Origin of the sequence: Polyangium sp. 15x6 (genome assembly GCF_029960785.1) — a bacterium.
GTDB lineage: Bacteria > Myxococcota_A > Polyangia > Polyangiales > Polyangiaceae > Polyangium.
Window position 1 is genome coordinate 83561 of the sequence record NZ_JASBQE010000018.1, and the last position, 12581, is coordinate 96141.

The 12581-nt window shown below is 69.0% G+C and carries 11 protein-coding genes and 1 tRNA gene; 4 read left to right on the top strand and 8 right to left on the bottom strand.

Features of this window, described 5'->3' with window-relative positions; translation table 11 throughout:
• Positions 1 to 15 precede the first annotated feature (15 nt).
• Positions 16 to 600: a hypothetical protein gene (locus QHF83_RS15765; RefSeq protein ID WP_282418653.1), complete on the top strand. Its 585-nt coding sequence runs from the start codon at positions 16 to 18 to the stop codon at positions 598 to 600.
• A gap of 13 nt (positions 601 to 613) precedes the next feature.
• On the top strand, positions 614 to 1033 hold the full coding sequence (locus tag QHF83_RS15770) for an NUDIX domain-containing protein (protein WP_282418654.1): 420 nt from the start codon (positions 614 to 616) through the stop codon (positions 1031 to 1033).
• 60 nt (positions 1034 to 1093) lie between these two features.
• Here QHF83_RS15770 and QHF83_RS15775 read toward each other — a convergent pair whose 3' ends face one another.
• The 4 genes from QHF83_RS15775 to QHF83_RS15795 all read right to left on the bottom strand — a co-directional run bounded on the left by QHF83_RS15775 (position 1094) and on the right by QHF83_RS15795 (position 6921).
• Positions 1094 to 2248 (bottom strand): thrombospondin type 3 repeat-containing protein, encoded by a 1155-nt coding sequence (locus QHF83_RS15775; protein ID WP_282418655.1) that lies wholly within the window; start codon positions 2246 to 2248, stop codon positions 1094 to 1096.
• A 384-nt stretch (positions 2249 to 2632) separates the two neighbouring features.
• Positions 2633 to 3574 carry a thrombospondin type 3 repeat-containing protein gene (locus QHF83_RS15780; protein WP_282418656.1) on the bottom strand — a complete coding sequence of 314 codons (942 nt, stop codon included), beginning with the start codon at positions 3572 to 3574 and terminating at the stop codon, positions 2633 to 2635.
• A gap of 511 nt (positions 3575 to 4085) precedes the next feature.
• Positions 4086 to 5204: a thrombospondin type 3 repeat-containing protein gene (locus QHF83_RS53465; protein ID WP_348980447.1), complete on the bottom strand. Its 1119-nt coding sequence runs from the start codon at positions 5202 to 5204 to the stop codon at positions 4086 to 4088.
• 367 nt (positions 5205 to 5571) lie between these two features.
• Complete coding sequence (locus tag QHF83_RS15795; RefSeq protein WP_282418657.1) at positions 5572 to 6921, bottom strand: NAD(P)/FAD-dependent oxidoreductase; 1350 nt, start codon at positions 6919 to 6921, stop codon at positions 5572 to 5574.
• Between the two features lie 204 nt (positions 6922 to 7125).
• On the opposite strand from QHF83_RS15795, the gene QHF83_RS15800 reads away from it, so the two are divergent.
• Together QHF83_RS15800 and QHF83_RS15805 are read left to right on the top strand one after the other, a co-directional pair.
• Complete coding sequence (locus tag QHF83_RS15800) at positions 7126 to 7509, top strand: MarR family transcriptional regulator (RefSeq protein WP_282418658.1); 384 nt, start codon at positions 7126 to 7128, stop codon at positions 7507 to 7509.
• A gap of 162 nt (positions 7510 to 7671) precedes the next feature.
• Positions 7672 to 7761, top strand: a tRNA-Ser gene (locus QHF83_RS15805).
• A gap of 29 nt (positions 7762 to 7790) precedes the next feature.
• Here QHF83_RS15805 and QHF83_RS15810 read toward each other — a convergent pair.
• The 4 genes from QHF83_RS15810 to QHF83_RS15825 are packed head-to-tail and all read right to left on the bottom strand — an operon-like array spanning position 7791 to position 12507.
• Complete coding sequence (locus tag QHF83_RS15810; protein ID WP_282418659.1) at positions 7791 to 9842, bottom strand: ATP-binding protein; 2052 nt, start codon at positions 9840 to 9842, stop codon at positions 7791 to 7793.
• The gene (locus QHF83_RS15815; protein WP_282418660.1) at positions 9839 to 10663 is read right to left on the bottom strand and encodes a methyl-accepting chemotaxis protein; all 825 of its coding nucleotides are present in this window, start codon (positions 10661 to 10663) and stop codon (positions 9839 to 9841) included. Before QHF83_RS15815 ends, QHF83_RS15810 begins: the two co-directional genes overlap by 4 nt.
• Positions 10660 to 11100, bottom strand: a complete 441-nt coding sequence (locus QHF83_RS15820) for a hypothetical protein (protein ID WP_282418661.1) — start codon at positions 11098 to 11100, stop codon at positions 10660 to 10662. The genes QHF83_RS15815 and QHF83_RS15820 overlap by 4 nt, the downstream gene beginning before the upstream one ends.
• A 21-nt stretch (positions 11101 to 11121) precedes the next feature.
• Positions 11122 to 12507, bottom strand: coding sequence for a DUF4388 domain-containing protein (locus QHF83_RS15825; protein ID WP_282418662.1), 1386 nt, complete (start codon positions 12505 to 12507; stop codon positions 11122 to 11124).
• Between the last annotated feature and the right edge of the window lie 74 nt (positions 12508 to 12581).

The window sequence follows — 12581 nt, forward strand, 5'->3', positions numbered from 1 at the left end:
GCTGCGGACGCACGCATGAACATTCGTACCAACGGGATCGTTTTGGTCGTCGCCGCCAGTCTGCTCCCCGCCTGCGGCGGCGAGAGCGCGTCGTCCCCGCCGCCGGAGCTGCCGCCGTCGAGCAGCGCCGCGGAGCGCGAGGAAGCGCCGCCTCCGCCGCCCGAGGCCGATCACGGGCCGGAGCCCGGGGAGGGCCCCGCGGCGAGCGAGGACGCGCCGAGCCCGAAGCCGTCCGCGACGACCGAGGACAAACCCGCGGCGGCGGCGTCGGACGTGCCGGGCGCGAATCTGTCGATCGGGCAACTCGAGGCGGACGGGCTCGTTGCGAAGGACATCCAGTGCAAGACCGAGGGCGGTGGAATGGCGCTGCTCGGGGCGGTGCTGGTGACGGCGTGGATGTCGCCGCAAAAGAAGGCACTCGACGCCTGCGCGCCGGCCGGGACGGAGACGCGCGTGGTATGGAAGGCGCGCGGCGGGAAGGTGACCGAGGTGCAGGCGGCAGGCAGCCCGAAGGTGAAGGCGTGCGTCGAGCGAGCGCTCTCCGGGGGAAAACCCGTGCTCGAAGGGCATTGCGCCGCGACGGTCGTGCACGGAAAGTGAAGGGGACGAAAAGATGACCCGCCGCGCATTTTCCGTTGCCGTGTATCCGCGATATGAAGGGCGCATTCTCTTGATTCGTCATCGGCGGCTCGGTATCTGGCTGCCGCCGGGCGGGGAGATGCTGCCGGACGAGACGCCACTCGAAGCGGCCGCGCGCGAGCTGCGGGAAGAGACGGGGCTCGTCGGTCGGTTCCCCGTGGTGAGCGATGTCGACGGGACGCCGCCCGGGTTCATCGGGTACGAGGAGCATCCGGCCGGGAGCAAGGGGATCCACCTCAATTTCGTGTTCGTCGCCGACGTGGACACCGACGTCGTGCAGCCGAACGACGAATTCGAGGAGTGGCGCTGGGTGACGCATTTCGACGATGTCGGCGGGCCGCCGAACGTGGCCCAGCTCGGGCGGATCGCGCTCGCGGCGCGGGCGCGCGGGTGAAAGGCGCGCGGGGCGGCGATTGCGCGCCCCGCGCGTCGGTTCGGCGGGAAGGGGGGAGCGTCAGTACACGGACTGGATCCAGTCCTGCATGGCGCTCGGACTGCAGCCGTGCTTCTCGTGGCCCGCGCCGAGGTTGAGCTCGTCGATGATCTGCGCGCAGGAGCAGCCCGCGGTGTCCTTCATGGTGAAGTAGAAGTTCGGGCCATTCGGCGCACCGGTCGTGAACGCCTTGCCGCCTTTCCAGATGGAGTGGTTCGGGTTCAGGCCCTCGGTGGCCGTGTCGTACGTCGAGTACGGGCACTCGTCGACGTTGTTGCAGACGCCGTCGTAATCGGTGTCGCCCGTGCAATCGTACTCGCAGGCGTTCCCCGTGCCGTCGTAATCCGCGTCCTTCTGGGCGGGGTTCGCCACGTAGACGCAGTTGTCGCAGACGTCGCCGACCTTGTCGTAATCGGCGTCCTCCTGGTAGGGGTTCGGCTTGTCCTTGCAGTTGTCGCAGGCGTCGCCGACATAGTCGCCGTCGATGTCGTACTGGTCGGCGTTCTTGGCGCCTGGGCAGTTGTCGCAGAGGTCGCCGACGCCGTCGTAATCGGCGTCCTCCTGGTAAGGATTCGGCTTGGACTTGCAGTTATCGCAGGCATCGCCGACGCCGTCGTAATCGGCGTCCTCTTGGTAGGGGTTGGCCGTGCCTGGGCAGTTGTCGCAGGCGTCGCCGACGTAGTCGCCGTCGACGTCCGCCTGGTCGGGGTTCGCCACGGTCTTGCAGTTATCGCAGGCGTCGCCTCTGCCGTCGCCGTCGCTGTCCTTCTGGTCGGGGTTCGCGGTGGCCGGGCAGTTGTCACACGCGTCGCCGACACCGTCGCCATCGGCGTCGTACTGGTCCGGGTTTTTCGTGTACTTGCAGTTGTCGCAAGCGTCGCCGACGCCGTCGTAATCGGCGTCTTCTTGGTAGGGGTTTTTCGCGTACTTGCAATTGTCGCAGACGTCGCCGACCTTGTCGTAGTCAGCGTCTTCCTGGTACTTGTTCGCCAGGTAAGGACAGTTGTCGTAGGTATCGCAGACGTAATCGTAATCGGTATCCTTGCAGTCCAGACGACCTTCGGCCGTTCCGAGCTCCTGGTCCTCGTCCTCGGGGGTCACGGATTCCATGCAGCCCACTGCGATGAGCGTCGTCAAGACGGCGGTCAAGGAGTAGAAGGCATTCTTTCGTTTCATGCGAAATGCACCCCTCTTGTCGTACGAAGTCGAAACGCAAGTGCGCTATTTGTCCCGACGCACGGGGCAAACGCGCGACGCAGGTCCGGTGACGGCAGAACCCCTCCGCGGACGGCATGCGCACGCCCCGCGAGGGCCGGGCATCGTGAAGGACCCCGACCCGCGTCGAATTCGTGCGGGCACTATTCACCACGATGGGGTGACCATCAAGGTGATTTCGGGAGGTGAAAGCGAGGAAGGGAGAGCCCGCTCGATGGAGGGATTTCCCGGAGGGGGGCGCTGGACGATTCCCATCGCTCCATCGAATCGCGTGACGATGGGGGCGACCGCTCGCCGGGGAGGCAGCGGTTCGTCGGCGGAGGCTGCGATTGCGTTATCGGCGAATCACGGGCCCTTGTTGATCCATTGCTGCATGATGCCGGGCGGGCAGCCGTGTTTGTCGATGCCCTTGCTGTTGATGGCAACGCCGAGCGCAATGCGGATCTGCTTGCAGGAGCAGCCTCTGGTCTCCTCGATGGTGTAGGAGAAGTTGGACGGGTTGCCGTTCCCCAGCGGACCGACGTCGAATTCGTCACCGTGCGTCCAGATCGCGTGGTTCGGTTTGAGGCCGCCAGGCGCTGTGTCCGGTACCGTTCCCGGGCAGTCGTCGTCGTCGTCGCAGACGCCATCTTCATCCGCGTCCGTCGTGCAGCCGATGACGACGACAGGGTCGCACGCGTCCCCCTTGCCGTCACCGTCCGAGTCCGTTTGGCCGGGGTTCGGGTCGTAGGGACAGTTGTCGACGTCATTGCATACGCCGTCTTTATCCGAGTCGGCGCAGAGGACGATTTCACACGCGTCCCCGGTGCCGTCCTTGTCCTTGTCCGCCTGGCCGGAGTTCGGGTCGTTGGGACAGTTGTCGCAGGCGTCGCCGACGCCGTCCTCGTCGGCGTCCAGCTGGCCGGGGTTCGGCGTGTTGGGACAGTTGTCGGCGCTATTGCACACGCCGTCTTTATCCGAGTCGGCGCAGGCAACGATTTCACACGCGTCCCCGGTGCCGTCACCGTCGGTGTCCGTCTGGCCGGGGTTCGACGTGTTGGAACAGTTGTCGCAGGCGTCGCCGACGCCGTCGCCGTCGCTGTCTTCCTGATCGTAATTGTCAACGTTCCGGCAGTTGTCGTCGGCGTTGCAGATGCCGTCGCCGTCGCTGTCCGCGCAAGCCGCGATGAGCTGTCCCTCCGCGTTCCCGACGACCTCGTCCTCGCGGCGCGAAGACTCCATGCAGCCCACGGCGACGAGCGTGGCGAAGAAAGCAGTCACGTAGTGGAAGCCATTGGTTCGTTTCATGTCGAGACCCACCCCTCTTGTTCGTACGGGAACGCTCATGGCCGAGCCCGGCACCCCGCTTCGGAGGAAGGCGCTCGCTCGACCCACGAAATCACCATTGCGCTGTTCTCCCCCGATGTTCGTGGGCGGAACGCGCGACGCGTGGGGACGGTGGTGGCAGAGTCCCCTCCATGCGCGGTTTTCCCACCCGCACGGAGGCCGGAACAATCAGGAGCACCGTTCCCGCGTCGAATTCGTGCCGCACTATTCACCACGGAGCGGCGGTCATCAAGGAGAAATCGGGAGGTCGAGGCGAGGAGGGAACACGCCGCTGGATTGACGGATCACCCGAAGCAGAGCGCAAAGTCGCGACGAACCCGCTCCGTCGGCGAAAAGCCGCGGTCGTCGGGAACGCCGGGGTTTTTCCCGTCGCTTTGGTGATTGTCTGGAGGATCGGGAAGGGGGCCCGCGATATGGAGCGGGAGGTGGTCATCGGACTGACCAGGCGGGCGCGCGCTGCATTGCGCGATCACTAGTGCATTTGGGAAATCCAGAATTCCATGGTGGTGATGCTGCAGCCGTGGTTGATCATCCCCTGGCCGAGGCCGAGCGCTTGAATGATCTGCTCGCAGGAGCAGCCGCGCGTGTCCTCGAGCGTGTAAATGCGCGGCGCCGGCTGGCCCTTCATGCCGCCCGTGTCGAAGATGGGGTCGCCGTCGACGAGAGCATAGCGGTTGTACCAGAGCGAGATGGCCGGCACGGACACCTCCGGGATGACCGTGAACTTGCAGAAGTCGTCCTGGTCGCAGATGTAGTCCCGGTCCTTGTCGACGCATTCGCATGTCGGGCTCGGGTTCTCCGGGCAAGCGTCCTCGAGGTCGCAGATGCCGTCGTCGTCGATGTCCGAGCAAGGAGGCGGGGGCGGAGGCGGAGGCGGGGGCGGGGGCGGAGGCGCGTCGCAGGCGTCGCCGAGGCCGTCAGCGTCGCTGTCGACTTGATCGGGGTTGAAGACGCCCGGGCAGTTGTCCTGGTAGTCGCAAAGGGAGTCGCCGTCCGCGTCGGCGCAGGCGTCACAGGCGTCGCCGAGGCCGTCGATGTCCACGTCTTCCTGGCCCGGATTCGCGTGATGGGGGCAGTTGTCGTCCGGGTCGCAGATCTTATCCTTGTCGGCGTCCGCGCATTCGCAGACGTCGCCGACGCCGTCGCCGTCGCTGTCCTTCTGATCGGGATTGCCCCACGCCGGGCAGTTGTCGTCCTCGTTGCAGATTTTATCGCCGTCGATGTCGGGACAGGCCGCGTCGCAGACGTCGCCGATGCCGTCTCCGTCGCTGTCCTTCTGGTCGGGGTTTTTCCAGGCGGGGCAGTTGTCCACGGCGTTGCAGATGAAATCACCGTCGATGTCCGGACAATCGCAGACGTCGCCGACGCCGTTGCCGTCGCTGTCCTTCTGGTCTGGATTCTCGTGGTCGGGACAGTTGTCGAGGCTGTCGCAGATTCCATCGAAATCGCGATCGGGGCAGGTCACGGGCGGCGCGATCAGGTTGTACCGGGAGGTCTCCACGTCCTCGCCGTGGCCGAAATCCATGCAGCCAGCGAGGATCATCACCGAGACGAGGCCCGTCGCATAATTGAAGCCATTCCTTCGATTCATGGAAAGTATACCTCGCTTCCGTGGGACGATTGCCATGGGCGGGACGGAGTCGCGCCGTGCGCGACGGCGCGCTCCGATGCACGAGCGGTAAGCGACGCGGAAGCTCGCGCGGCCCTTCGCGATCGATGGAAAGGCTCGGCCACGCGCGCGCATATGCGCGGCGCACGCGTGTCCGCGACGCACCGGGCCACCTGCCCCCGCGTCAATTCATACCGATACTATTTAGCCGGGGAAGTTCGGCTTTCAACCCGATTCCGCGGTGAGCAAGGCTGCGTCATTGCGGCGAATATCCAGGCGACGAGGAGACCTGGAGACCTGGCGGCGGCGCGAAAGGAGGGGAGCGCCATTCTCCGCCCAGGACGTGCCGTCAGGACCTCGAAGGGGAGGTGGCGGAGTCGGCCGTGCGCAAGGAGGGCACGGGGCCGTCGGGCGCGGCGGCGAGCAGGAGCTTCGGCTCGACGCCGGTATGGGTGGTGATGAGCCGCGCGCCCCGCTTCCACGTGAAATATTGCCAGATCCAGTTGAACATGACGAGGAAGCGGTTCTTGAAGCCAATCAGGAAGAAGACGTGGACGGCCATCCACGCGAGCCAGGCGAGGAAACCCGCGAGCTCGAGTTTTCCCATCATGGCAATGGCGCGCTTGCGGCCGACCGTGGCCATCGTGCCCTTGTCGAGGTAAGCAAAAGGCTCGCGCGGTTTTCCCCGGACCTCGGCGCGAATCGTGCGCGCGACGTATTTGCCCTGCTGAATGGCCGCAGGGCAGAGGCCGGGGACGTCGACGCCGTTCTTGTCGCGACAAGCGGCCATGTCGCCGATCGCGAAGACCTCGGGGTGGCCGGGGATGGAGCAATCCGCGTCGACCTTGACCCGGCCGCCACGATCGAGCTCGGCGCCGAGGGCGCGCGAGAGCTTGGTGCCGCGGACGCCCGCCGCCCAGACGACGGTGGCCGCGTCGATGCGCGTGCCGTCCCCGAACGCAATGCCATCATCGTCGATGCGCGCGACGGGCCTCCCTTTTTCGACGGTGACGCCGAGCGAGGCGAGCTGGGCCTCGGCGCGTTTTCCGAGGTCCTCGGGGAACGCCGCGAGAATGCGCGGGCCGGCCTCGACGAGGACGACGCGTGTCGACGAAGGGTCGATGGCGCGGAAATCCTTGGAGAGGACGTGCGTCGCGAGCTCGGAGAAGGCGCCGGCCATTTCGACGCCGGTGGGGCCGCCGCCAATGACGACGAAGGTGAGGAGACGCCTGCGCGCTTCGGGGTCGGTCGTGCGCTCGGCGCCCTCGAAGGCGAGGAGCATGCGCTCGCGAATGCGCAGCGCTTCGTCGAGGGTTTTCAGGCCGAGCGCGTGCGTGGCCCACTCGTCGTGGCCAAAGAAGTTGTGCGTCGCGCCGACGGCGAGGACGAGGTAATCGTAGCGGAGCTCGCCCTTGTCGAGCAAAAGCCGCTTGCCCGGGAGGTCGACGCCGGTCGCCTCGGCGAGCAGGACGCGCACGTTCCGCTGGCGAGAGAAGACCGAGCGGATGGGGACGGCGATGTCAGCCGGCGAGAGGCCCGCGGTCGCGACCTGATAGAGCAAGGGCTGGAAGAGGTGGTGGTTCGTGCGGTCGACGAGCGTGACGCGGACGGGCGCGCCCGCGAGCGACATGGCGGCGTTGAGCCCGCCGAATCCTCCCCCGACGATCACCACATGAGGCATGTCCTTGCGATCGGCCATGCGGCACCTCCCAGGCGGCCCGGGTTCGAGTAGACCCCGGGCGCGCCGCAGAACGGAAGTCTTTTCGACGGTTCCGTAGGGAAGGGGACACGCCAAGGCGAGAGGGGACGTGCAGCGCGCGGAGGTGATGGGCGTCGTCCCGATTCATGACCTACCATTTCGGTTCCGGGGGACGGCGCGCCCGAGGGCGAGCGCCGGTCGTGCATGATCAAGAAAACACGAAAGGTACGTCGCGTGTCGGGGAGCGCGGCCAGGGCGCGGCGTTCGCGTCGCGCGGCGTCGCCCGAAGAGCGTTCGGGGTGGACGTTCCTGACGAACCACGCGCACGTGCTGTTCTGTCTGGCCGAGGATCCCGAGGTGCGGCTACGCGACGTGGCCGAGCGGGTGGGGATCACGGAGCGCGCGGTGCAGCGGATCGTGACGGACCTGGAAGGAGAGGGGTTCGTGTCGCGATCGCGGGTGGGGCGGCGGAACCTGTACGAGGTGCACGCCGACAAGCCGCTGCGGCATCCGATCGAGGCGCACCGCGACGTCAAGTCGCTCCTCACGTTGATCCTCCGCGGCCGGGCGCCGAGGGCCGCACGCTGACCAGGAGCCCCATCCGAAACAAAAAGCACCGGAAACGCAGAGCCCTTCCCGTTTGGGGTTGGCTCGGGAGGAGGAGCCGTGCTACCTCGGTGGCGCTTTGGGCGCGCGTCCAGGGCCGTCCGACCAAGCGGTCGCGGCCCATGGGCACGTCGTCTGGAGGCTGGAGAGATGGCCGAGTGGCTTAAGGCACACGCTTGCTAAGCGTGCGATCGGGAAACTGATCCGAGGGTTCGAATCCCTCTCTCTCCGCCAGCCACGAACGAACAGGAACGAAGAGCGCGTCAGGGCGCGCGCCGTCCCTGGATGAGGTACACGAGCTCCGCCAGCGCGTGGACGTCGAGGCACAAGCGCACGGCGTCGCCGCGCACGATCGCGCCGTTGTACGGGCCCGCGAGCGCGACGAGCGGCGGCGCGGGATGCAGCGAGGCGTCCTCGATCTCGCCGACGGACGTGACCGAGATGAAGAAGGAAGGTTCGTCCTCGCGGCCCGGATCGAGCTCGAGGAGATACGAAGGGCCATCGTCGGGGCCGAGGGCCTCGCCGGTCTCGAGCGCGCCGAGGCCACGGACGCACGCCGCGAGGGGAAAGGCGAGCGTGTTCGGGAGGTCGACGCCGAAGGAGACGCGGCGGACGAGGCGCGCAGGGATCGCATAGACGGCCTCGCCCGCGCGGACCCAGAGGACACGCACGAGGCCCCGTTCGAGCGGGACGTCGAGGGTGGCCGTGAGGCCCTCGGAAGGGCGGCTCGCGAGGCGCACGGTGCCGCCGAGGCGCCGCACGGACTCACGCACGAGGCCAAGGCCGAGGCCACGGCCCGCGAGGAGGTCGACGTTCTCGCGCAAGGTGAAGCCCGGGACGAAGAGGAGGCCGAGGAGCGCTTTGTGATCGGCCGAGACGGCACGCGCGGGAGCGATGGCGCCACGCGAAGCCGCGCGCGAGCGGACGCGCTCGATGTCGACGCCGGAGCCGTCGTCGCGCACGACGATGCGGAGCGAGGCGCCGCGTTGCTCGGCGGAGAGCTCGACGCGGCCAGCGAGGGGTTTGCCGAGGTGCGCGCGCGTGGTCTCGGGCTCGATGCCGTGGACGATGGAGTTCTGGACGAGCTGGAGGAGCGGGTCGAAGAGGCCCTCGGCGACGCGGCGATCGACGAGGGTCTCGCCGCCACGCGCGAGGACGCGGACGTCACGACCGAGCCTGCGCGCCTGCGCGATCGCCGCAGAGACGACACGATCGAAGAGGGTCGCGACGGGCGTGGTGCGCATGAGCGCGATGTCGGCATGCGCGGAGGCCGCCTCGAAGCGTGAGCGTTCGGCGATGCCGAGGAGGGTGGCGGCCTCGGCGTCGAGGGCGTCGGAGAGGGCGGCGACGGCGGCGGTGGCCTTGCGGAGGCGCTTTTCGCGGCGAGGGAGGGCATCGTGCAGGCCGCGGGTCTCCGCGAGCGAGCTGCGGACACGACGGGCGCGGGTGGCGAGGACGCCGAGCTCGCGGCCCGCCGCGGCGATGGCGGATTCGGCGTGCTCGAGGGAGCGGACACGATCGAGGAGGCGATCGAGAGCCGCGGTGGAGACGCGGAGGGTTTCGCCGGAGAGGCGCGCGGCGTGAGGATCGAGCGAGGGCTCGGGAGCGCTGTGCGGGGCCGTCTCCGGGGAGCTGTAGGAGGGCGGAGGTTGCGTGCTCGAACGAGCGCCGTACGCGAGGCGGCGGAGGACCTCGACGGCACGATCGGGCGCGGCGACGAGCTCGCCGAGGAGGCCTCGCCAGCGCGCGATCTCGGCGATGGCCCGGCGCGCCTCGACGTCGCTGCGGTTCGCGTCGCGCGCGCGGTCTTCGAGGCCGTGGCAGAACCACGCGGTGGCGTCGTCGCCGGCCGCGAGCGCGGCCGCCTTCATGGCGTGCACCTCGCGGAAGATGCCGGCGATGATGTGCGGCTCGGGGAGTTCGCCCGCGAGGAGCTCGTCGACGCGCGCGAGGCGATCGGTCATCTCCGCGGCGTAGCGCGCGCGTTTCTCGGGCGGCGCGGGGCGGCCGCGGAGGTCCCACGGCGGCTCGGGCCAGGCGGGCGCGGGGATGGGCCTTCCCGCGGCGAGGGCTTCCCCCGCGATGGAGAGGACGGCGCGCGCATCGACGAGGGCCGTCGCGTCGCCGTCGACGAGGCGCCGCTCGATCCGCGCGAGCGATTCGAAGAGCGCGCGCTCGCCGGCGACGCCGGCCGAACCTTTCAGCGCGTGGATCGCGCGGCGCGGGGCGTCGTCGAGCCCGTCGCCTTCGAGCAGAGGGGCGTGGCGCTGGATCTCTTCGAAGAGGAGGCGGGTGAGCTCGCGATCCGCCGTCACGGCGAGGCCCCACCGTCGTCGCCCTGCGGCGATCCGGGCGAGGCTTCCCCTGTGCGACCTTCGTCCCCGAGCTCGCCGAGCAGGCGCGAGAGAGGCGCGAGCACGGGACGAAGCGCGCCGAGCAGGAGCGGGCGCGCAGGGGTCGTGGCGCGGAGCGTGGAGAGGGCGGAGAGCAGGCCGCGCGCATGTTCGGCCGCGAGCGCGACAGCCCGCGCGACCTCGGGATCGATGCCGGTGGCGCGGCGCAGGTGACGCTCGACGTCGGCGAGCGCGAGGCCCGCGCGTCCGGCCGCGTCGCCGAGCGCGCGCGCGGATCCGCCGGTCTCGTCGGCGGCCACGAGGACGTTCGCGAGCTCGCCGCGGATGAGGCTCGTCTCGGCGGCCATCTCCTCGACGACCGTGACGAGGTCGCGCGTGGCGTCGGCGCCGCGCGCGGCGTGCGTGCGGATCTCCTCGGAGAGCAGGAGCAGCGCCTTGCCTTGCGGCTCGGGGGTGCGCGCGCCTTCGAGGCCCGCGTTGAGCGCGACCACGCTGAGGCGCTCGAAGAGATCCGCGACGCGCGTGGCCGCGAGCGTGAGGCCCTCGGCGTGCGCGGCCATCGCGCCGGCGCGCTCGGAGACGCCCTCGATCGAGGCGCGTTGCCGCGTGACGGCTTCCATCAAGCGCGGCGCGCCCTCGGCCGCCTCGGTCACGGCGCGTTGCGCCTCGCCGTGCGCCGACCAGAGCGCGGTGTCGATGTCCGCCGATGCCTCGGGCGCGCTCGCGGGCTCGGCCGCGCGCCGGAGCACGTCGATCCACCTGCGCCTGCGCGGCGCGCTCACGACGCGGCCTCCGGCGAGCGGAGCACCGCGGTGCGCGCCGTCCAGATCGCCTCCTCGGCCTCGCGACGGAGGGCCGTGACGTCGAGGATCGCGGCGTCCGTCTCGCCTGCACGAACGAACCCGGCGCGTGCTTCTTCGTAGAGCCCCGACGAAACGATTGCACGTCCAACGATCGCGACAGGCTCGCCGCCGAGGTCGCAGAGGACGGCCGTGGTGCGTTCGTTCTGCGCCGACGGCGAGAGCCCTTCTTCGTCGATGCAGAGGACCGTGACGACCTCGCCGTTCGCGAGCGCGATCCCCGCGGCGGGCTTGCGCAGGCCCTCGACGGGCGTGATCGAGTGGAGCACGAAGACGCCGCGCACGACCTCCGCCGGCACGAGCACGAAGCGCCCATCCTTCGCGACCGAGACCCTCACGAGCACGCCCCCGCGTCGCACACGCCTCTCCCCCTGCCGCGCCTACCTCGTGCGAAGGACGCGCGACTGCAAGAACTGGTAGATGATCTTCACCGCGTCGAACGAGCCGACGGTGCTCTCTTTGACGACCTCGCTCACGGTGCGCTGCCCGTTCACCGCGTCGAGCACGAGCCGCTCGGGCCGCGCGAGCTGGCCGGGCGAGAGTCCTTCGAGCGCGAACTGATCGATCACGAGCACCTGATCGAAGTGGATCGTGCCCTCCATGAGCCGCCACTCGTCGACGCGGCGGAAGCCTTCGAGCACGAGCGCGCTCACGCCGAGGGTGAGCTTCGCCATGTCGGCCTCGGGGCGGAACGGCTCCTTCGTGAAGGAGAAGCGCCCGTACGGCCAGCGGAGCATGTCGTAGATGAGCTCGCTCGATTGCTTCGTCAGGATGTCGACGAGCTCCTCGCGCGTGACGATGCCGCGGGCCACGACCTCCTCGCCGAGCAGCTTTTTCGAGCCGCGGAGATCGGCGAGGAGCGCCTCGAGATCGTCACGCGTGAGCGCGCCTTTCTCGAGGAAGTACCGGCCGAGGCGGTACTCCTCGGTCGCGCCGCGCGACTGCACGAAGTCGATCTGCCCTTGCCGCATGGAGATCGTGATCGAGGTGCGGTTGTTCGTGACGTGCAGGACGCCCGTCTGGCGCTGCATGCCGAGCACCTGGAGGATCTCGGCGAGCGCCACGACCGAGAGGTCGCCGCTCATCGCTTCGCGGACGCCGTCGCCCGGGTCGAGGTCCTTCACCGTGAGCGAGAGCGAGGCGAGGATGTCGGGCGTCATCGCGCGAGCGACGGCGGCCATGACCGCGGCCTCGCTCGCGCGGTCCTGCGGCGAGATGGCGAGGATCGCGGGCACGACGGCGTTCGCGACCTGCTGGGCGAACTCGACGCTGGCGCGCTGCCGCGCGTGCCGGATGTGCATGCTCGGGCGCATGCTCTCGGCCGGCAGCAACTCCTCCTCGGGCATCTTCTGGCCCTCGGGGACGGGGCGCGGCGAGCGGCCCTCGGCGGTCTTGGCGAGCGCGCCTTCGACCACGGTGACGAGCGCGCGCGCGTCGAAGGGTTTTGTAATCGCGTCGACCGCGCCCGTTTGCTGGACGAAGGTGCCACGGATCTTGTCGCCCTTCGCGCTCATCAGCACGACGGGCAACGTGCGGTGCGTCGCGTCCGAGCGAAGCTCGCGGCAGAACTGGTAGCCGTTCATCCGGGGCATCACGAAGTCGAGCAGGACGAGGTCGAACTTCGGGCCTTTGCGGATGAGCTCGAGCCCCGCCGCGCCGTCGCGGGCGGTGGTGGGCTCGTAGCCGTTGCGGGCCAGGATGGCGCTGACGACCTTCAGGATGGTCGGGCTGTCGTCGATGACCAGGACACGCGCCGCGCTTGCCATGTGGGCGGCGCAAGCCTAACTCGGGCTGCCGGAGATTCGCGCAGCGAAAAACCGTAAATCGTACCGCTCCGACC